Genomic DNA, 22116 nt, shown 5'->3' with positions numbered 1-22116 from the left:
GGAGGAAACGGAATGAGCTTTCGCAAAGATTTTGTTTGGGGTGCGGCAACAGCAGCTTACCAGATTGAAGGAGCCGCTTATGAGGACGGCAGAGGAGAATCCGTTTGGGATGTGCATTGCCATGACACGCGTAAGAACCCTGAAGGAAAACAGAATATTTTAGACGGAGAGACAGGTGATGTGTCTTGTGATTTTTACCATCATTATGAGGAAGACATTCAGAGAATGAAGAATATGGGACTGAAAGCATTCCGCTTTTCCATCAGCTGGTCCAGAGTATTGCCAGACGGTACGGGACGGGTGAATGAAAAAGGACTGCAGTTTTACAGTGATTTGGTGGATGCTTTGCTAGAGGCGGAAATTGAACCCTGGGTTACTTTATTTCACTGGGATTTTCCCCAGCAATTACAGATTCGCGGGGGATGGCAGAATCCCGAGAGCCCAGAGTGGTTTGCAGAATATACGAAGGTAATCGTGGACAGACTCTCTGACAGAGTGTCCCACTGGATGACGTTAAATGAGCCCCAGTGCCATCTGATTATCGGACACGTGCAGGGAAGCTGTGCTCCGAAGTTACGGCTCACCGAGCCGGAGTATCTGCTGGCAATCCATAATCACCTGAAAGCCCACGGCAGAGCGGTGCAGGTCATCCGAAAATACGCGAAGAAAAAGCCCGAGATCGGTGTGGCATTCTGCTTCGGAAGTTCGGTGCCTGTAAGCGACCAACCTGAGGATGTGAAAGCAGCAAGAATTGCCACCCTGCGGGAAGATACGAAGGACCTGTGGGCAGTCTCCTGGTGGCTGGATCCCGTCATTTTAGGACATTATCCGGAGAAAGGCATGGAAGCCTATGGCGAGAATTGCCCGGAGGAGTTACGAAATCCGGAAGACCTGAAACTGATCTCGGAACCGTTGGATTTCCTGGGAATCAATGTCTACCAGAGCGGACGAGTGGTATCGGATGGTCAGGGGGGATATCGCGAGGCGAAGAATCCCTGCGGAGCACCGGTGACTGCAATGAAGTGGCAGGTGACACCGGAGAGCCTGTATTATGTACCGAAGTTCCTGCAGGAAAAATACAAACTTCCCATCGTAATTACGGAGAACGGACTGTCCTGTCCCGACTGGGTATTCCTGGACGGTAAGGTTCATGATCCTATGCGAATCGACTTTATGCACCGCTATTTAAGCTGCCTGAAAAAAGCGGCAGAGGAGGGAACTGATATCCGGGGTTATTTTGCCTGGTCAGCTATCGATAACATGGAGTGGAACAACGGTTATACGGAGAGATTCGGACTAATCTATGTGGATTACACCACTCAAAAGAGGATCCTTAAGGACTCCGCATACTGGTACCGCGAGGTGATTGAATCGAACGGTGAAAATCTGTAAACGAACATAAAAAAGAGACTGCTATTTTGATATGCAGTCTCTTTTTTGATGCACCAGACACTTGCCATATTTAGTGGAAAAGGGGTATTATGATAAATATAAATAATAAGGAGGCTGATCCTATGAGGCCGATACCGACGATCGAAGATCCGGAACGCTATATAGACAGTGCGTTTGTGGATTCTGCGTTTATAGAATTGAAAAGCTGTGATCTGTGGGATGTGAAAATGCTGTATCCGATCCTACATATGGACCATGCGGAAGAGAACTGCTTCGTCCGTAAGGAGATGTATGAGAGGCTGGTGAAGGCGGCGGGGAATCTGCCGGACGGTTACCGGTTCCGCATTTGGGATGCCTGGAGACCCTTTGCGCTGCAGCATGAATTGTTTGAAAAATATTCTGTGGACATCATCCGGGATTTTCATTTAGAAGAGCTGCCGGAGGCAAAAAGGAGAGCTGCGATCTGCAAATTTGTCTCGGACCCGGTACCGGATACAAAGGTGCCTCCCGCCCATACCACCGGAGGAGCCATTGACTTAACGATCCTGGATCCGGAGGGCAGAGAGCTTCCCATGGGATGTGGATTCGATGCTTTTACGGATAAGACCTACGCAGCGTATTATGAGACCGCGGAGCATGTACAGGGGGCAGAGGACGAACAGGTCCGTGAAAACCGCCGTCTGCTTTATTATGCTATGATAGATGCGGGATTTACCAATCTGCCGTCGGAATGGTGGCATTATGACTACGGTGACCGGTTCTGGGCATATTACATGCGGAAGCCCGCAATCTATGAGGGTGTATTTACGAGGGAGGAAATTCATGGATAATCAGAAACAAAAGAAGAAAAAAAGTGTGATGGACACTTTGTCCGCCACTATGGTACTGGTGCTGATCGCATTGTTACTTGTGTTTGTGGGATATACCTATCTGGCGCTGAAGAACGGTTACACACTGGATGATCTCATCGATAATATTGTGGGAAATCTTATCGGTGTGCTGGCGGCATTTCTGTTATTTGATATACTGAACAACAAGCTGACCCAGGATGCCTACGCCAGAGAGACCTCCCAGCAGATCACCAAGACACTGATGGGAGAGCCGGAGATTCTGGATTCATTCAGCGATGAAGATAAAAAGACTTTCCTGAAATCCACCATTACCTCCATGATAAAGGATGAAGATGCGGTGGATATGCTTTCTACCAATATGGAGAAATATTTTGACAGGGCAAGAGGCGCCAGGATCCGGAAAATGTTCGATTACACGATCAATCTGGAGCCGAATCTGACGGAGGAATATGTAAAAGCCGGTTTCCCCGGAGCCGAAGATGGAAAGTATTACCTGATCGATGAGGAATTGAAGTTCAGCGTAAAGTGTCTGGGAGGAACAGACGAGAACTACGCGGGCGATGTGATCAGACTCGGTTTCGCCTATGATAAAAAGAGTCTGGACGGTGGATTGCTGGAGACCGGACAGGATGCGGATTTCACCAAGAGCATTTTCAATGAGGATCTGGTGGTGGAACCGGAAGCCGTGGACTTCATCAACAGTATTCCCGCGGACAAGGTCCGGGATGTGATCAATGACCTGTTCATGCCGATCTTGCGAATTGACAACAGCGGAGATAATGACGACGAAGCGCAATTCGAAGTAGAACGTAAGAGCAACGGATTTATCCTGAAATTTAAGCTGGATTTTGACCGCAACGAGGCAAACGGGGAGCATCTGGTCAGCATCTATTTCAAGATGCCCCGGGTATGGAACTCTATTTTCGAGGTGACGCTGGTGGATCCGACCAAGGAGCCCCATATCAAGCTGAAATACAAGAACGGAATGGATGTCACTATGTATTCCTATCTCAATAAGGAAAGCACGGCCAATGTCGGAGCCTGCATCCAGAGAGCCGGACTCTATGACATTGCGATCAAGGACGAGTGGATCTACCCCAAGAGCGGCGTGATCTTCCATATTAAGAAGGCGTAGAATAAATATGAAACCAAGATCTCCCCAAAGTATGCAATTATATAAAATGCTCCTATCCCGCGGTTACCCGGAATCGTTCTGTGATCTGGTGACGAAGAATCTGAATACGGATTTTACGGCGAGCCGTATGATCGGTTATCTGTGTCATTATTCTGATCTGCCGCCGGAGGAGATCGCGGACGAAATGCTGGCGATCTTAAGTGACCGCAACCGCATTATGCAGAAGAAAGAACTTGAGAGTAATAATGTGGAATGGAACCGTATTTTGATGGAAAGTCTCGATACGGATGATGAAACAGAATAGGAAACCGTATTCCATTGCTTTTTTTATACAAAAGAGTTAATATAGTTTCAGTTATTAACAAAATATGAGGAGGTACAAAATGGGTTTTTTTGATGATTTTGGAAAAAAGATTTCTTCAGCAGGGCAGGAGGCTATTGCCAAGACAAAGGAACTGGCGGATGTGGCTAAAATCAATTCCAGTATTTCAGATGAGGAAAATAAGATAAAAACAGCTTATTCTGAAATTGGAAAAAAGTATTTCGAAAATCATTCTGAAGATTCGGAAGAAGATTACGAAGCGCAGATTGCAGTTATTAAAGAGGCAATGGAGAAGATCAAGGCTTATGAACAGCAGATCGTTGAAATTAAGGGTGTAGTTAAGTGCCCTAACTGTGGCGCAGAGAATTCCAAGACTGCTGCTTTCTGTGCTACCTGTGGCACTGCGATGCCGGTACCGGTGACGGAGTCTGTGGAAGCCACGGAACAGAATGTGGTGGAGAAGAAATGCCCCAATTGTGGTGAAGTAATCAATGACGGCGCAGCTTTCTGTGCAAAGTGCGGTACCAAAATAGAGGAGGAAAAGTAAAATGGAGAAGACAAAATTAGGAGTTTCCGTTGGGATTTTTGGTGCATTTTTATATGTGGCAGCATTATTCGGAGGATATATAGCAATTACCCTGTTGGCAGGATATGTGCTTCTCATGGAATCCAATGAATGGCTTAAGAAGACCGCAGTGAAAGCAGTTGCAACACTGGCATGTTTCAGCTTCCTGTCTCTTTTAATTGGTCTGATTCCGGATGCTGTGGATGTGATTACCGAAGTTTTCAATGTATTCTTTAATTTCTTTGGTAACAGTATTCGTTTTTCAATTATTGACAATATTTTTAGCGTGATTTCTCAGATGGTCAGCTTACTGAAAGATTTAGTATTTGCTGCACTTATCTATAAAGCGTTCAACCAGGGAACTATAAAACTGCCTGTAATTGATAAGTTAATAGATAAATACATTTAAGAGACAGTCAAAATGGATATAGACCGGCCTTTGGCTGGTCTATATGTATATCCGGGAGTGAAAAATGAAAAGGAAACAAATGAAAAAACGGATCTTACTTAATATAGGTATGGTACTTATGTTAAGTATGGCCGGCTGCGGTAAAAAACAGGATGAGGTAGTAGTGTATACAGCAGTTGACCAGGTGTATGCAGATGAGATATTCGAAATGTTTGAAGAAGAGACCGGTATTACAGTAAAGGCGGTTTATGATACGGAATCCAATAAAACCACAGGATTGACCAACCGGATCATTGCGGAAGCTGAGAAACCGGTGTGTGACGTATTCTGGAACAATGAGTTTATTCAAACGATTGATCTGGAGAAAAAAGGAATGCTGCAAGCCTATGTTCCGGCAGAAGCAGATACGATTCCGGAATATTATAAAGCGGCAGATGGAACCTGGACGGCTATGGGAGGACGGGCAAGAGTATTTCTGGTCAATACAGACTTATTGACAGAACAGGAATATCCCGATAGTATTTATGATTTTGCAAATGATAAATATGAAGGAAGCCAATTAGCAATAGCATACCCTATGTTTGGAACGACCAGAACTATGGCGGCTGCAATATATGCACAATTAGGAGAAGTACAGGCAAGAGAATATTTTCAAAGTATTGCAGACAAAGGAGTACAGGTAGTAGATGGAAACTCTGTGACCAAAGATATGGCAGCCACAGGACAAGTGGCAATCGGGTTCACAGATACGGATGATGCCAAAGAAGCAATAGAAGATGGAGCACCGGTGGTAATGGTATTCCCTGACCAAGCTGAAGAAGGAATGGGCACATTAATGACACCCAGCACTGCTGCTATTATTAAGGGAGCACCGGATCAAAAAAACGCAGAAGCATTTATGGACTTTGTTCTATCTGAAAAAGTAGAGAGAAAGCTGGTAGACATGGGATTCTTTGATGTAAGCTGTAGAGATGCTGTGTCAGATAGTGGAATTAAAGGAATGAATCTTAATCTGGAAGATATTTACGAGTATCTGGATATCGCAAGCAAAGATATGGAAACTATTTTTAGCAGAGCGCAATAAATAAGAGCTTCACGAGGGAGCAACGTCATGAGAGATTGTAAAAGATTTTTTAAGGGAATGAGTATAGTTCCATACATCATCATGGTATGGCTCCCTCTCTTTTTTGCATGGAGGGAGACTGTTGAGCAGATCAGACTGCCGGATGCCAGACAGATAGGTCTTTTGCTAAACAGCGTAAAACTTGGAGGACTTGCTGCACTCCTGACCTGCGTATTAGGAGGTCTGGCTGCTAATTATATTCATAAGGGATGGCTGTCAGACAGGTGGTACAGATATTTTTTCGTTTTGTTGATGCCTGTGCCTTATTATATCTATGCATTGTCGTGGATGTATCTGATCAGAGTGCTGGCTTTCATACGACCCGGTATTTTAAAATATTCAGCACAAGGCTTTGGGGCGTGTCTTTTCGTGGAAACTATGACGTACCTTCCCATTACTACATTATTGATTCTTTCAGCTCTTGAAATGTGTAACAGGCAGTCTGAAGAAATGGCAATGGTATATCAGAAGTCTTCTAAGGTATTGTGGAAAAACATACTCCCTGAAATATTGCCATATATTGTAGCAGCATTTGCAGCAGTATTTATTCTGTCGGTAACAGATTTTTCCGTGCCGTCCATGTTTCAATATAATACCTATGTACTGGACTTATACTCTGCATACGGAAGGACTGGTAGCAGCGCAAATGCGTATGCAATGTCATTACCCTTGTTGATCCTGTTACTTTTGCCATTAGCGTTTGTACAACAGGCAATCAGAAAAATGAATCAACCGCAGAGAAGTGAAAGCTTTGTGAAATGTAAATATCCTGTGTGGTTACAAGGAATTATGAATGTTTCGTTTGGACTTTTGGTCTGTCAGGTACTGCTTCCGGTAATAACTTTTACAATTACATCCGATGGAATGCAGAATATTTGGAAATCATTTGATATGATTTATGAACAGGCAGGCGTGACATTGATCATAGCTTCTTTGGCAGCTCTTATAGCAGTCCTTTGTGTGATGCCTGCAGCCGTTTTTTTAGCAAACTGCGAAAATGGACTGATCTGGATGATTATGTTGGGAAGTATGGTGATACCGGGATCGCTGCAGGCGATGGGACTATTAAATGCTGTCAATGGCTCCTGGGTTCATTGGCTAAGCACTTCGTTATTTATGCCGGCACTGGGGTGTGCAATACATTATATGCCGATTGCGCTTATCGTTTTAGTGAGTACGATGAAACGCATAGATAGAAAAAGCATTGAATTAGCGGTTTTATATGAACAAAACCGGTATGAAAAAACGCTTTTGGAACTGGGAATGTTTTTGCCGGGAATATTGAGCTCATTTCTATTAGTTTTCTTTTTGTCCTTTGGTGAAGAGGGAATCATGCTTGTGTTGATGCCGCCCGGAGCAGAGACTGTTTCGGTAAAGATATATAATTATCTGCATTATGGCGCATCGGAATATGTGTCGGGATTTTGCCTGTGGGTAACGCTGTTTCTGTTTTTGCTGGAAGTGATTCCGGTGTGTGTGATAAGAAAAAGATATGGGGGACACCATGCAAAAAGCGATTGAAGTGACGAATTTATGTAAGCAGTATTCACAGGAAGTACTTAAAAATTTTTCACTTTCTGTAAATGAAGGAGAAATGGTGGTGCTTTTGGGAGAAAGCGGATGCGGGAAAAGTACCTTTATCAGAATTCTGGCAGGACTGGAGAATGCGGATAGTGGAAGTGTCTTCCTCAATGGTATTTTCATGGATGACCGGACTCCTCCCAATAAAAGAAATATTGCATTGGTATATCAGGAGCCGGTATTGTGGAATCATATGCCGGTGTGGAAAAATATCGCATATGGAATGGCAAAAAAAGATAAAAACGTAATTTATGAACTGATGAATGCCTTGGAAATCGGCGGATTGGAAAAGAGATTTCCGGAAGAAATATCCGGTGGACAGGCCAAAAGAGTTGCACTGGCCAGAGCATTAGCAGCAGATAAGGGAATCTTGCTATTAGACGAGCCTTTGTCCAATATTGATGAAAAGACAAAACTGAAAAATCTGGAGTATCTGGTCCAAAACTATAAGGACAGGAAAACGATATTGTATGTAACACACAGTAAGATGGAAGCAGATTTTCTGGGGTGTCGGCAGATCAGAATGGATGTGAGAGATGAAAATGCGGCGAAGACGTTTCCTTACATATAGTTTATATTTCCTGTTTGCTTTATTTATCCTATTGGCATTTATTATTTCCCGAAAAATTGTGGAAAACCGGGATGAGAATGTTCCCTGGAGGGAAGATTTTACAATCCTGAAATCCGGCGAAGAAATTTCAGCACTCTATTATGATGGTGAGAATGTATGGGTAGGATGCAACGATGGTGTATATGTATATAATGCGGATACAAGAGAAGAAATTAAATATTATGGAGGACTAAATCTTATCTATTCTGCCGGAATAACAAAAAGTTCTGATGGAACCGTGTGGATCGGACATGAAGATGGCTTGACAGGGCTTCAGGAGAATGGAGACGGTGACAGACTGGAATTTAGTTATCCGGATATTCCCAAAGGACGTGTGAATACTGTGGAATGGGATGGGGAAAGACTCTGGGTCGGAACTTATCATGGCGCAGCCAGCTTAATACGAAGTCCGTCGGGATGGAAGGTAGAAAGTATATATAATTCCTCAAACGGATTATGCAGTGATTCTGTCAATGTAATAAAGAGCACAGGGCATAGCCTGTGGTTCGCATCCTATCTGGATCATAAAAACGGAGGAATTAGTATTTGGGATAATGACGGCACTCATTTTATTACTGTCGCAGACGGACTTCCCCATGCATATGTTACCTCGTTGCAATATCTCGGGGATGAAAAAATGCTGGTTGGAACCGGATACATGGATGATGGTGGACTGGCACTTGTCCAAAAGATAAACGGAGAATACAAAATTACAGCTACATTTTTCAGTGAGAACGGGGTTCCGGGAGAAAAAGTAAGACAGCTTTTTCTGGATGAGGATGGTTATCTGTGGATCACAACGGAATATGATGGAGTACTCATTCTTAACTATGCAGATGATGGTCTGCAGTCAGAACTTCAGGGAATGTATTTAAAAGAAGAGAATGGTTTGTCGGATAATGAAATAAAGTGTCTGATAAAGGTAAAAGATAGTTATTGGCTTGGAGGAAAGTACGGTCTTACGATCGTACCCCAAAATATTGTGGAGTAGGCAAACATTATGAAAAAGGAAAAACCGGCAGTAATAAATGAATTATCTTTAAACGAATTTATTTTAGTATTTAAGTATTTTATGAGAAAAACCAATTGTGCGCATGTCACGGGCTTTGTGAATGCACCGTTACTTTATGCAAAACCGAATGAGACAGAGCTGGAACAACTTATCAATCTGGCTATAAAGCATGGGACACTGGTTCGAAATGGCAACGAAACCACTATCAATGGGGTTGTATATACATTTATAAATGCATGGTCACAAAGTTCAAATATTGTTACGATAAAAAAGGCGTCTTATTCGGATCAGAAGGGAATATTTGTTACCAAATTGGATGGAATGTATCTTGCTATGCAGCAGGATGCGGTAAAAGACAGGGCTGTTTTAGTGGCAGATTCGGATATCGGAATTGTTTATGATTACTTTAGCAGCGAAATAGAGAAAAAAGATACAAATAAGCAATTTAAATTGAAGAATGCCAACAAGATTTTTTCAGAACAAGGGCGTAGTATTCATTTGGAAGTGGAACCTGTGAACCGGGTTTTTCTGCAGTGCATTGAGAATATAAGCGGTAAAAAATATGAAGCAGATGAGTTGATCCATATTGGAAAAAAACAGCTTGAAGAGATATCCTTAGATGATCATCACAGAGTAATTCATATTGAAAAATATAGCAATGATCAACTGAAGGAAGTAATCGTAAGATATATTGGTAGTCATTGTCGTGCCAATAAAGAGCATGACAATAAGCCGGAAACAAAAGATGGAAAAATAGAGGATCCAGAATACTACACGCGACTGAGCTTTTTGAAATTGACAAGAAATGAAACATTTCCCAAAGGATTGTTCGGTTTCATAAAAATGATGTTTGTCAATTTTTTCAAGAGCTTTACCAACTGGAAAAATATACTGAAAAGAGTCGGCTTATGTGTATTGATGTCTGTTCTTACACTTATATGGAATCTTTATGCATTATGTTACCTGAACGATACATTTAACATTAATATAAGAGCTGTTTTTGGCAAGTCTACGGCCTATTTGCTGGCGGGTGTTGCACAGACTTCATCCGTGACCGGAATGCCGACATTTGCCGGAACAGTTAACACGGTTACGATTACGGCATTATTGTATTACCTGTTGGCAATTGCTTTAAGAACGATTGTCGGTGACATAGTTTCCGGAAAAGTCAAAACAAATATATCGCATGTATTTTCTTTTGGGAAGAACATCAAGCATTACACAGCTGCCGTTCCGAGAGGAATGAGTTATTATGTATGGACAGGTCTGGCAATAGCATCCGTTTTGAACATGGCGGTATTCAATCCGTTTACTGTTTTTTTACTTGCTGTCATGATTTTGTTCTCCTGTATGAAATGCGAAGATGGTGCAATAGCCCCATTTCTGATGATATTTCATTCAAGTACCCGGTATAAAAAGGTGATGAGCGGTAAAAGCCGGGCTCCGTTATTTGGAGAATATCAACTCAGACTATTTGGTATCGGTATAGGATTGATTTTGTGTTCCATTCTTAATGCGATACTCTGGTTTGTGCTGGATTTTAATTTCTGGGTCAGATTAACAATATCGATTGTTGTTATCCTTCTGTCCTTTATCAAGCTTGGAATTATTAAGGTGAATAAACCAACCGTGGCAGCAATCTTTGTATTATCTGTCATTTCTGTACAGATAGTAATGGTTATGACGGCTTCACCATTAATTGCATTTGCTGATGATGGTGGTTGGACCGAGTCAGGCAGCACACTGTCGGGACTTATGCAAAACTATGGTTGGCAGACTGTTCTGGGATTCTCTCTTACTTTAGCAGCGGCTGTAGCTGTTGGCTGTCTGACATTTGGACTTGGTACGGCAGTCGTAGCCGCCGCAGCAGCAACCAGCTTTGGAGCGGCAGCGCTTGGAGCAACCTTCACGGAAACCGGTAGAAAGGCGGCATACGATTTTATATGGGGAAATTATAGTCCATATGGAGGCGATTCTAAACTTGCTGCGGTTTTAAATCTGGGAGTTCCTCTGGTACCGGGATTTGGCGATGCGTTTGGTGTTGTCACAGGAATTAGGGATTGCTCGTATGATATCAAGGAAGGAGACTGGGGAGCACTTGCCCTGGATGGATTTGGACTTGCATTGGATACACATGGTCTTATTGGCGAGGCTGGAGATGTATTGAAGCACACAGATGATTTGGCATTTGTTGCAAAAACCTCTGGGAAAAATGCAGATGAAGTAGTGAGTGCGACAGCCAAAAAATCAAAAAGTTTAATAGATGAAGATCAGTTATTAGTGACAAAGGAAGCAATTTCTAATGCCAAAAAGGTAGATCCTATCAAGGCAAATGAAGAAGCTACAGAGGCATTGCGGAAAATAGGGAAAGATTCCGGGTATTCCGAGGAGGTTATTGATAAATATATTTCCAGATTAGAATCCGACAAACAGTATGATATTACGAAAGAGGCAAGAGATGCCTGGGGCAATGGCTGGGATAACTTAAGTTCTGAAGAACAGCAGATGCTCAAAGATATTGTTAGTGATAAAGATGTAACTGCGCTCAAATTAACAGAAAATAAATTAAATGGAATAGATACAATTACTGAATACAAGCGTAGATATGACGAAGGACTGTTTGATACCGATAAGTATAGCCTGGATGATATTCTTGAATTAAAAATATCAAAATCTGCCGGCACTAAGGTATATACAGGTATAGAACATAGTGAGTTATTGCCAAGAGCAGATGAGTTCATTAGTGATGATGCGATAGTTCAATATGTTAAAAGTCTTTGCCCTGATAATGAGCATTTACTAAAATGTACAAATCTGCAGGAAGTTGCTGACGAGTTAAGTAGAAATCCTGTGGAATTGGAACTTGTGACATTTCAAAATGCTGAAGTAAATGGAGCAAATATTCTTAGTTTTGGAGGAAATTTTGGAGACGTTAAGACAAGCTTAGAATCAGGTGGTGGCATTTTCTCAGTACCTATTAGCAAATTGAGTGAGTATGCAGATAAATATGGTGATATTTGTTCATATGAAGGTGGGGTATTTAAGATATCGGATTATGAAAGATTCGGACAGGAAGTGTTATCCGGTGTGCCATTAAATTCAGCAGATGGTGCATATATGATTACTACAAAAGTTCCATTAAACGGAACAAATATTTCCATGCCATCTGTCAATAGCTGGAGTGCTTACATGGATCAATTTGTGTCTGGTGGAAGACTATTAAGTGGTGAAGTTGAAGTGACACAAAAGCCTTTACATGATATAATCAGTGATGCTGTATCAAGTGGATCGAATGAATTGTCCGGTACCAGTGACGGTGTCGGCTACACAATATCTATTATGAGATAGGAGAAAAGCAAATGGGAACTGTATATGATAAATTAGTGGATCAGGCTGAAGCAATGGTGAATATTATCAACAAAAAATATGTTGCAGGCAATAGAATGGCGTATCTGGCGTTGCTTTCAGGTGTTGGCAACTGCCGTATTGAAAGCTATCCCGGTGCCGGTCATAATTATCAGGCAGTCGTGGATGCGATTCATAATTGCTACGCAAGAGATAATACATCAGGGATTGATACAGGCTATCGAGATGGTCTGTACGCTATGATCAATGTAGCCGGTAGTTTTCCGGCGCTGCAAACCTTGATGAATATTCTATTTTACCAACTCAAGAAGGAAAAAGAGGGGAAGGCACAATTTAAGATAGATATTCAGGAGGTAATAGATAAGGTCAATATGCTGATTAGTGAAAATTGTGCATCTTATGAAAAAGAAAATCTCTCTTTTGGTAGCTGGCTTGAAAGAAACAGTAAATTTGCTTATGAAAACTATGGCATAAAATTGGGGAAAGAAGCTTTTGGTTGATATTGTGATACTTTCAGCTTATAATAAAAATTTGTAACAGTGCAATTTGAAATTGAGGTTTTCAATGAATATAGTAGTAGACGGATATAATATATGTGTAAAAACAACCGGTACCGGTGATAAGACGGTTGTGATCTTACAGGGCTGGGGTACGGATCTGGGAGTGTATGATTCTGTGGCAGGTGCCATTGACGGCAGCAGATACCGTGTGATCCAGTTCGATTTTCCGGGCTTCGGCGGCAGTGACGAACCGAAGGAACCCTGGGATGTGGACGGATTTGCGGACTTTTTCTGCAAATTCATGGAAGTAATGCAGATAAAGAAGGCAACACTCATCGGTCATTCTTACGGCGGACGCGTGATCATCAAGCTGGCAGCCAGAGAGAGCATCCCTTTTGAGATCACGAATATTATCCTGATCGACAGCGCCGGTGTCCTGCCGGTGCGTACTACTGCGCAGAAATGGAAGATCCGTAAGTACAAGATCCTGAAGAAATTCCTGAACATGAAGTTGATCTATGCCATGTTCCCGGAGGTGATCGATGACTGGAGGAGCCGACAGGGATCGGCAGACTACCGCAATGCGACACCCATGATGCGTCAGTGTATGGTGAAGGCAGTGAATGAGGATCTGACAAAGCTGCTTCCGAAGATCCGTCAGGAAGTACTGCTGATCTGGGGAGATCAGGATACGGCAACTCCTATCCGGGATGCACATATTATGGAAGAGAAGATCCCCAACTGCGGCCTGGCAGTGATCCCGGGAACCGGTCATTTTTCTTTCCTTGAGAAACCGGCACAGTTCCGGGGAATTATGGAGGCATATCTGAAATGATCATACGTGTGCTGATAGCGGTCGTGCTTGCGGTTCCGGCATATTTTTATACCATGCGGTATAACATGCATATGTTCCAGCAGAACGGCTATAAGAATAAAGAACACCTTCACTGGCTGAAGAAGAAGTTCCGGCTGCAATGGATTCTCTATTTTGGTCTGGCACTGGGCATTGTGACCTGTGTGTTTCCGTATCTTGCCCTTGAAATCTTCGAATATCTGGTACTGCTCGTGATCATCGTGGTATATCGTGCCATGAAGCGGATGAACACGAAGAAAAAGCTGGTGTATACCGCCCGGGTCAAGAGATTGCTCACTACGGAGCTGATCCTTACGGCTGCGGTATTCGCTCTGGTGTGTGGATTGGGCGGAATGAATCGGATCCCGGGATTGTGCCTGATCCTGGTATCTGTGAATCTTTTTCTGGATATTGTGGCAAATGTCATCAATCATCCCATGGAGGCGGGGATCAATCAGCATTATATCAATGATGCTGTGAGAAAGCTGAAAAGCGTCCCGGGACTTACCGTCATCGGTGTGACCGGCAGCTACGGCAAGACCAGTGTGAAGTTCTATTTGCAGACATTATTGCAGGAAAAATATAATGTGCTGGTGACTCCGGAGAGTTTTAATACTCCTATGGGAGTGGTGCGGACCATCCGAGGCTCCTTGAAGCCCACCACGGAGATCTTCGTCTGCGAGATGGGTGCCCGCCATGTGGGCGATATCAAGGAGATCTGCGATATGGTGCATCCCGATCACGGTGTGATCACATCCATCGGACCGCAGCATTTAGAGACTTTTTTTAACATGGAGAATATTCAGAAGACGAAGTTCGAGCTGGCGGATGCCCTGCCGGAAGGCGGCATGTTGTTCTTAAACGGCGACAACGATTATATTAAGCAGCAGGCAGCTTCTTCCGCTTATGATCAGACCCCGGAGAAGATATTCTATTATTCCGAGACGGAAGGGACAGGATACTGCGCCAAAGATGTGAAGGTATCCCAGTTAGGTACGGAGTTCACCGTAGTGACCCCGGACGGCGAGAGCGAGAGATTCCAGATGCGTCTCATCGGTGCCCACAATGTCATCAATGTGGTGGGGGCTATCGCAGTCGCTCATAAAATGGGTATGACGCTGCAGGAACTGCGGATCCCGGTACGCCGGATCGAGCCGGTGCCCCATCGTATGCAGATGCGGGAGCACGGTCTCGTGACTATTATTGACGATGCTTATAATTCCAACCCCGTAGGTTCTAAGGCTGCGGTCGAGACGCTGGCTATGTTTGACGGTATCCGGATCCTGATCACGCCGGGCATGGTGGAGCTGGGTGACAAGGAAGCGGAGTACAATCATAAATTCGGCAATTATGCAGCGGATTGTTGTGATTACATCCTGTTAGTGGGCAGACGACATACCGAGCCCATCAGGGAGGGCGTGCTGGAGAAGGGATTCCCGGAAGAGAAATGCCTTGTATTTGACAAGCTGGAGGAAGCCGTATCTTACGCCTATGCCATCAAAGGGCAGGGACATAAGTATATTTTATTAGAGAATGATCTTACGGATAACTATTAGACAATTCAGGTGCGATTTTGCAAAAGTGGTTCCGGATAGTTGATAGAGAGTAGGAAAATCCAGGAGGAAAAATAGATGAAGACAAGAGTAGCAATGCTGTTTGGCGGCAAGAGTGTAGAACACGAAGTATCCGTGATCTCCGGCATCCAGGCTGTCATGAATATGGACACAGACAAATACGAAGTGATCCCGGTCTATATGACCAAGCGTAATGAAATGTATATCGGTGAGGAGATCGGCAAGATTGAATCCTATAAAAATATCGATGAACTGTTGAAAAAGTCCCAGAGAGTCATCATGACCAACGAGGACGGCAGGGTATTCCTGACTCCTTTCCCGGTGAAGCTGTTCGGTGGGAAGAAACCGGTAGAGATCGATGTGGCTTTCCCCGTAGTTCACGGTACCAACGTAGAGGACGGTGCTTTCCAGGGTTATCTGAAGACCATGGGAATCCCCTTCGTGGGCTGTGATGTGACCGCATCCGCCATCGGCATGGACAAATACATTATGAAAGCTGTATTAAAAGAGTGTGATGTTCCGGTACTGGATGCACAGCTGTATACACTGTCGGATTATGCACAGATAGAGACTCTCCTTGACAAAGTGGAAAAAGGACTGGGATATCCCGTGATCGTAAAACCGGTCAACTTAGGTTCCAGCGTAGGCATCAGTGTGGCTAAAAATCGTGTGGAGCTGACTCACTCCGTCGACGATGCGTTCAAGTATGCGACCAAAGTGCTGGTGGAGCACGCCATCACCAATTTACGTGAGATCAACTGCTCGGTATTGGGAGATGAGAATGACGCTATTGCTTCTGAGTGCGAAGAACCCCTGCACACCAAAGACATCTTAAGCTATGAAGATAAATACGTCAGCAATGCCAAGGGCAGCGGCTCCAAGGGTATGGCGAGTGTATCCCGCAAAATCCCTGCGGAACTGTCTCCCGAGAAGAGAGAAGAGGTGCGGGAACTGGCAGTCAGATCTTTCAAGGCGCTGGGCTGTAACGGTGTGTCCCGTATCGACTTTATGATTGATGAAGACAACGGCAAGCTGTATTTCAATGAGATCAATACCATCCCGGGATCTCTGGCATTCTATCTGTGGGAGCCGGTGGGTGTTCCTTACAAGGAGCTTCTGGACCGGATGATCCAGCTGTCTTTGAAGAGAGCCCGTACCGAGGAGAGACTGACCTTTACCTTTGACACCAATATCCTGAATTCCGCAAGCTTTGGCGGCTCTAAGGGTGGTAAATTGTAATAGCCGGTTTATGGATTTTATGATTATTTAATATATTTTTTAGCACTCACCTCTTGCGAGTGCTAAATCATAGTGATAATATAATCTCTGTAAGAGGAACAAGCGACTGCAGCAGCAGACAATTGTTTGAAAAGAGATGTGAAGTGGTCAGCCGCGCAGGAAACTGTGGGGCTGATTTTTACATGGAAAACGTCTTGGTTGTGTGGCTCACCGGTTGGGCAGAATGGAGGGAATATGACGAAGACAACAAAAAGAGATTATTATGAAGTACTGGGTGTCAGCAAGACAGCGGACGCCGCAGCGATAAAAAAAGCATACCGGAAACTGGCGAAAAAATATCATCCGGATACTAATGCAGGAGACCCTGTGGCAGAGGAGAAGCTGAAGGAAGTCAACGAAGCTTACGATGTGCTGGGGGATGAAAAAAAGAAGAAACTATACGATACTTACGGTTTTGCTGCTTTCCAGGAGGGATTTAACGAAGAGGCAGCCAGACAGTATCAGGAGCAGTTTAAGAACGGAGGCGGCTTCCACTACAATGGAGGTACCGGCGGATTTGGTACCGATGGTTTCGGCGGCTTCGGTAACGGCACGTTCCATTACAGCACAGGAGGAAGCGGTTTCGGTACCGGTGATTTTGGCGGCTTCGGCGGGGATGAGGATATTTTCGACAATCTGTTCGGACAGTATTTCAAGGGACAGAAAGGATCCGGACGGGGCAGCCGGGCGAACTACCGCAGCAAAGGTCAGGATGTGGAATCCGGCATCACCATCAGTTTTGACGAAGCAATGCATGGCTGCGACAAGACCTTTACCTTAAGAGATCCGGCTACCGGCAAGTCCGAATCCGTGCAGGTGCACATTCCGGCAGGGATTGACACCGGTAAAAGTATCCGTCTGAAAGGTAAGGGCGGTGAAGGTTACTCCGGCGGTGAGAGTGGCGACCTGTATCTGAAGGTGACGGTACAGGAGAAGCCGGGCTGGGAGCGTAGAGGACAGGATCTGTATACCACGGTCAATATCCCCTATACCACAGCAGCCTTGGGCGGCGAGATCCGTGTGCCCACATTGTACGGCGATGTCATGTGCAAAGTGAAGGAAGGTACGCAGTCCGGCAGCAAGATCCGTCTGAAAGGCAAGGGCGTTGTATCCATGAAGGATAAAAGTGCCCACGGCGATCAGTATGTCGTGATCCAGATTCAGGTGCCTAAGAATCTGACCCCGGCAGCAAAAGAAAAATTACAGGAATACAAGAAGGTCAGTGGATTTTGATCCACTGGCCTTTTGTGTTTTTTGATAAATGATAAAATTTCTCATTAAACGAAAAAAACTGGAAATAGGAAAAACAGGTGCTTATAATATTCATTCATAAATAGAATAAACAAAAGACTTCATACAGGAGGAAATGAATTATGTTGAAATGTTTAAAAAAGATTGATAAAGCAAAAACCGGTATCTTCGCAGCAGGTGTTCTGTTCGGAACCGCAGGTATCAAAGTACTGTCCAGCAAGGATGCGAAGAAGCTGTACACCAACTGCACCGCAGCTGTTCTGCGTGCAAAAGAGTGTGTTATGAAGACTGCGACCACTATCCAGGAGAACGCAGAGGATATCTACGCAGAAGCTCAGCAGATCAACGAGGACAGAGCAGCACAGGCAGCGCAGGAATATGACGCAGAAGCAGCAGAGACTAAGATCACAGCAGCAGAATGATCCCTTTCATGAAAGCAGGCATAAATTATGAGATTTGTGATCAAACATGAGATAAAGGGGAGACTCAGGGTTCACATTTTACAGAGCCGCATGAGCTTTGCGCAGGCAGATACACTGCAATACTATCTGGACGGACAGAAGAATATTGTCAGTGCCAAAATTCAGGAGCGCACCCTGGATGTTACGGTAGTCTATACCGGTTCCAGGGAGGAAGCACTGAAGACACTGGAGAATTTTACGTATCAGGGTACGGAAGTGCCGGAGGACTATCTTGCTAATTCCGGCAGAGAGATGAACCGGGAATATAAGGATCAGCTGATCAATAAAGTAGTAATGCACTATGGAATCAGGCTGTTTTTGCCCATGGATATCCGTTCCGTGATCACCACGGTAAAATCTTTCAAATATCTCTGGCATGGAATCAAGACCCTGGCAAAGGGGAAGATCGAAGTGCCGGTACTGGATGCCACCGCTATCGGCGTATCCGTGCTGCGCGGTGATTACAACACTGCAGGTTCCGTAATGTTCCTGCTTGGCATCGGCGAGATACTGGAAGAGTGGACGCACAAAAAGTCTGTCGGCGATCTGGCGAGAAGCATGTCCTTAAACATTGACAAGGTATGGGTTGTGAGCGAGGGACAGGAGATCCTGGTGCCGTCCACGTCCATTAAGTCGGGAGACCTGGTCAGGATCCACATGGGCAATGTGATTCCTTTCGACGGTACAGTGACGGACGGAGAAGGTATGGTGAACCAGGCGTCTCTCACCGGAGAATCCGTTCCCGTGAGAAAAATCCCCGGTGGAACTGCCTATGCCGGAACCGTGGTAGAAGAGGGTGAGCTGACCATCTGTGTCAAGGAGACCGGCGGCTCCAGCAAATACGAGAAGATCATGACCATGATCGAGGAATCCGAGAAGCTGAAATCCTCTCTGGAGGGTAAGGCAGAGCACCTGGCAGATAAGCTGGTACCCTATACGTTCTTAGGTACCGGTCTGGTATGGTTGTTCACGCGGAATGTGACCAAGGCATTATCCGTACTGATGGTGGATTTCTCCTGTGCACTGAAGCTGTCCATGCCGTTAGCTGTTTTGTCCGCGATCCGCGAGGCAAGCACCTACGAGATTACGGTGAAGGGCGGCAAATACTTGGAGGCTATGGCAGATGCCACTACCATCGTATTTGATAAGACCGGAACACTGACCAAGGCACAGCCCACCGTGGCGGATGTGATATCCTTTAACGGACAGTCCACAGATGAACTTCTTCGGATCGCCGCCTGCCTGGAGGAGCATTTCCCTCATTCCATGGCGAAGGCAGTGGTGCGGGAAGCAGCCCGTAAGGAGCTGGTACATGAAGAACTGCATACCAAAGTGGAATATATCGTAGCGCATGGAATCTCTTCCACTCTGGAAGGTAAGAAGATCATCATCGGCAGCTACCATTTCGTATTTGAGGATGAGCAGGCACAGATTCCGGAGGGCAGGCAGGAGCTGTTCGATCAGCTGTCTGAGGAATACTCCCGTCTGTATATGGCAATAGACGGTAAGCTGGCTGCGGTGATCTATATCGAGGATCCTCTCAGAGAAGAGGCCGCTGAGGTAATAAAGCAATTAAAAGGTCTGGGGATTGGCAAGGTCGTTATGATGACAGGTGACAGTGATCGTATCGCAAGATCCATTGCCGGAATCGTTGGTGTGGACGAGTATTATTCCGAGGTATTGCCGGAGGACAAGGCGAAGTTCGTGGAGCAGGAGAAGCAGGCAGGCCATAAGGTCATTATGATCGGCGATGGCATCAATGATTCCCCGGCATTGTCAGCGGCAGACGTAGGGATTGCCATCAGCGAAGGCGCACAGATCGCCAGAGAGATCGCGGATGTGACTATCGGTGCGGATAATTTACAGGAAGTAGCGACACTGAAGGAGCTGAGTAATGCCCTGATGGCGCGGATCCATAAAAATTATCGCATGATCGTAGGCATCAACACCGGACTGATCATTTTAGGTGTGGCAGGTATCATTCCTCCCACCACTTCCGCTCTTCTGCATAATACATCTACCCTGTGGATCAGCACCAAGAGCATGAAGAATCTTTTGGACAGAGAAGAAATATAAAATCAAAGATAAGTCACTGCATATCAGGATATACTTGCAGAGGCTTATCTTTTTTTGATCTCCATATCCATGGATCACTTTGCTGCATCACAGCTCCTACGGGAGGTCTTTATAACTTTTGTTGCTGATATGGAACGGAATGTACGGTACTTTTGTGTGACCGATTTTTACATTGCGAAATCAGAAGTCTTCTATTAGAATAGAGACATACCCTTGGAAAATATTTACAGGGTATTACAGATTAAGATAAAAGAGGTAGGGAGTATGTTTCAGGTAGAACGAAAGATATTAGAATGGGTGCAAAAACACATTCCGCTGTTACTTGTGGTGGCGGCTACTGTCATAGGTACAGTATTAAGGTTTGATCAGAGACATTATGTGAGTACAGATTATATTGGCTATCTTATGGACTGGTACGAAAAAATCAAGGCAGCAGGCGCATTACAGGGTGGATTGCGGGAACAGGTAGGAAGCTATAATTTACTGTTTCAGTTTCTGATTGCATTGATGACTTATCTTCCAATAGATTCTTTGTTTGCATATAAGATGTTGTCTATTCTGTTCGATTATCTGCTGGCAGTTATCTGCGGATGGTTTGTATATGATCTGATAGGACGCACCAGTACCTGGAAGGGAGCCCTGGCGTATACTTGTGTATTGTGTTCGCCCATTGTCATATTAAATTCAGCAACCTGGGCACAATGTGATGTAATATATACTTTTTTTATTATGATTTCTCTATATTATTTTACAAAAGAACGTTATATTCCATCGTTTCTATGGTTGGGAGTAGGTTTTGCATTCAAATTGCAGGCTTTATTTATTCTGCCGCTTTATGCATTCTGGTATTTTTCCCGCAAGAAGTTTACTGTCCTGCATTTTCTGATTCCGTTTGGAGTATTATTTCTGTCCGGGCTGCCAAATGTGATTCTGGGCGGAAGAGGTCTTTTTGATGTGTTTGAGGTATACTTTGGTCAGACGGAATGGTTTGGACAGTTTGCAATGAATTATCCCAGTTTTTGGCTGACGCTATGTACGAATCCCTATACTGGTTATGAAGAGATATGGAATGTTGCAATGCTTTCTACGATTGTAATACTGGCAATTCTAATGGTGTACTGGCTGTACCGTAAGGTGGAATTTACCGGGAAAAATCTGTTATACATGGGATTACTGCTAATTTATACATGCATTTTGTTTATGCCGGGAATGCATGAACGGTATGGATATAGTTATGAAATTTTGTCGATTCTGATAGCTTTTTTACTGCCGGAGACGATTCCGTTGACAGTGGGGCTGTTGGGAATTTCCATGACGACATACGGTTCTTACTTGTATTACAATGCTTTGAACCAATATCCCTTTGCTCTACCGTTGCTGTCTGTGATTAATATAGGAATTTATTTGACCTATGTGAGAATTTTAAATCACAAAATGTCGATTGAAAATAAACAGATCAACAGATAATATGAAATTTTAGGGATATCCGCTTATTGAGAATTATCTGACCAATTCCGGCAGAGAGATGAACAGGCACAGACTCCGGAGGGTTAACAGGAACTGTTTGATCAGATGTCTGAGGAATACTCCCGCCTGTATATGGCAATTGACGGTAAGCTGGCTGCGGTGATCTATATCAAGGGTCCTCTAAGAGAAGAAGCATAAAATAAAAGATAAGCCGCTGCATAGCAGGATATACTTGCAGTGGCTTATCTTTTTTTTGATCTCCATATCCATGGATCACTTTTATAACTTTT

Annotated in this window: 19 protein-coding genes; all 19 read left to right on the top strand. The window is 44.3% G+C overall.

Going from position 1 to position 22116, the window contains the following annotated elements; genetic code table 11:
- Positions 1-12 precede the first annotated feature (12 nt).
- The 19 genes from ACTRDR_RS00450 (at position 13) to ACTRDR_RS00360 (ending at position 21826) form a co-directional block, all read left to right on the top strand.
- A complete protein-coding gene (locus tag ACTRDR_RS00450) occupies positions 13-1392 on the top strand; it encodes a GH1 family beta-glucosidase (protein WP_440525748.1) in 1380 nt (459 codons plus the stop codon).
- Positions 1393-1514: 122 nt separating this feature from the next.
- A complete protein-coding gene (locus ACTRDR_RS00445; RefSeq protein WP_440525747.1) occupies positions 1515-2222 on the top strand; it encodes a M15 family metallopeptidase in 708 nt (235 codons plus the stop codon).
- Positions 2215-3378: a hypothetical protein gene (locus ACTRDR_RS00440; protein WP_440525746.1), complete on the top strand. Its 1164-nt coding sequence runs from the start codon at positions 2215-2217 to the stop codon at positions 3376-3378. The genes ACTRDR_RS00445 and ACTRDR_RS00440 overlap by 8 nt, the downstream gene beginning before the upstream one ends.
- Before the next feature lie 7 nt (positions 3379-3385).
- The gene (locus tag ACTRDR_RS00435; RefSeq protein WP_440525745.1) at positions 3386-3682 is read left to right on the top strand and encodes a hypothetical protein; all 297 of its coding nucleotides are present in this window, start codon (positions 3386-3388) and stop codon (positions 3680-3682) included.
- A gap of 79 nt (positions 3683-3761) precedes the next feature.
- The gene (locus ACTRDR_RS00430) at positions 3762-4247 is read left to right on the top strand and encodes a zinc ribbon domain-containing protein (RefSeq protein WP_440525744.1); all 486 of its coding nucleotides are present in this window, start codon (positions 3762-3764) and stop codon (positions 4245-4247) included.
- Between the two features lies 1 nt (position 4248).
- Positions 4249-4674, top strand: a complete 426-nt coding sequence (locus tag ACTRDR_RS00425; protein ID WP_440525743.1) for a hypothetical protein — start codon at positions 4249-4251, stop codon at positions 4672-4674.
- Between the two features lie 79 nt (positions 4675-4753).
- Entirely contained in the window at positions 4754-5758 is a 1005-nt protein-coding gene (locus ACTRDR_RS00420; RefSeq protein WP_440525742.1) for an extracellular solute-binding protein, read from the top strand.
- Between the two features lie 27 nt (positions 5759-5785).
- On the top strand, positions 5786-7318 hold the full coding sequence (locus tag ACTRDR_RS00415; protein WP_440525741.1) for an ABC transporter permease: 1533 nt from the start codon (positions 5786-5788) through the stop codon (positions 7316-7318).
- Positions 7302-7949 carry an ATP-binding cassette domain-containing protein gene (locus ACTRDR_RS00410; RefSeq protein ID WP_440525740.1) on the top strand — a complete coding sequence of 216 codons (648 nt, stop codon included), beginning with the start codon at positions 7302-7304 and terminating at the stop codon, positions 7947-7949. Before ACTRDR_RS00415 ends, ACTRDR_RS00410 begins: the two co-directional genes overlap by 17 nt.
- Positions 7921-8979: a ligand-binding sensor domain-containing protein gene (locus ACTRDR_RS00405; protein WP_440525739.1), complete on the top strand. Its 1059-nt coding sequence runs from the start codon at positions 7921-7923 to the stop codon at positions 8977-8979. The genes ACTRDR_RS00410 and ACTRDR_RS00405 overlap by 29 nt, the downstream gene beginning before the upstream one ends.
- A gap of 9 nt (positions 8980-8988) precedes the next feature.
- Positions 8989-12348, top strand: a complete 3360-nt coding sequence (locus ACTRDR_RS00400; protein ID WP_440525738.1) for a hypothetical protein — start codon at positions 8989-8991, stop codon at positions 12346-12348.
- 11 nt (positions 12349-12359) lie between these two features.
- On the top strand, positions 12360-12866 hold the full coding sequence (locus tag ACTRDR_RS00395) for a hypothetical protein (protein WP_440525737.1): 507 nt from the start codon (positions 12360-12362) through the stop codon (positions 12864-12866).
- Positions 12867-12930: 64 nt separating this feature from the next.
- Positions 12931-13701, top strand: a complete 771-nt coding sequence (locus ACTRDR_RS00390) for an alpha/beta fold hydrolase (RefSeq protein WP_440525736.1) — start codon at positions 12931-12933, stop codon at positions 13699-13701.
- The gene (locus ACTRDR_RS00385; protein ID WP_440525735.1) at positions 13698-15275 is read left to right on the top strand and encodes a UDP-N-acetylmuramoyl-tripeptide--D-alanyl-D-alanine ligase; all 1578 of its coding nucleotides are present in this window, start codon (positions 13698-13700) and stop codon (positions 15273-15275) included. Before ACTRDR_RS00390 ends, ACTRDR_RS00385 begins: the two co-directional genes overlap by 4 nt.
- A gap of 75 nt (positions 15276-15350) precedes the next feature.
- Entirely contained in the window at positions 15351-16532 is a 1182-nt protein-coding gene (locus ACTRDR_RS00380; RefSeq protein ID WP_022153357.1) for a D-alanine--D-alanine ligase family protein, read from the top strand.
- A 234-nt stretch (positions 16533-16766) separates the two neighbouring features.
- Positions 16767-17804, top strand: coding sequence for a DnaJ C-terminal domain-containing protein (locus tag ACTRDR_RS00375; protein WP_440525734.1), 1038 nt, complete (start codon positions 16767-16769; stop codon positions 17802-17804).
- Positions 17805-17944: 140 nt separating this feature from the next.
- Positions 17945-18244 carry a DUF6110 family protein gene (locus ACTRDR_RS00370; protein WP_440525733.1) on the top strand — a complete coding sequence of 100 codons (300 nt, stop codon included), beginning with the start codon at positions 17945-17947 and terminating at the stop codon, positions 18242-18244.
- Between the two features lie 27 nt (positions 18245-18271).
- The gene (locus ACTRDR_RS00365; protein ID WP_440525732.1) at positions 18272-20359 is read left to right on the top strand and encodes a heavy metal translocating P-type ATPase; all 2088 of its coding nucleotides are present in this window, start codon (positions 18272-18274) and stop codon (positions 20357-20359) included.
- Positions 20360-20623: 264 nt separating this feature from the next.
- Complete coding sequence (locus ACTRDR_RS00360; protein ID WP_440525731.1) at positions 20624-21826, top strand: hypothetical protein; 1203 nt, start codon at positions 20624-20626, stop codon at positions 21824-21826.
- The last annotated feature ends 290 nt before the right edge of the window (positions 21827-22116 follow it).

The sequence above is a fragment of the Simiaoa sp. genome, from assembly GCF_051972595.1.
GTDB lineage: Bacteria > Bacillota > Clostridia > Lachnospirales > Lachnospiraceae > Acetatifactor > Acetatifactor hominis.
Note: the sequence above shows the minus strand (reverse complement) of the source record. Positions and strands in the feature narration are given on the sequence as shown.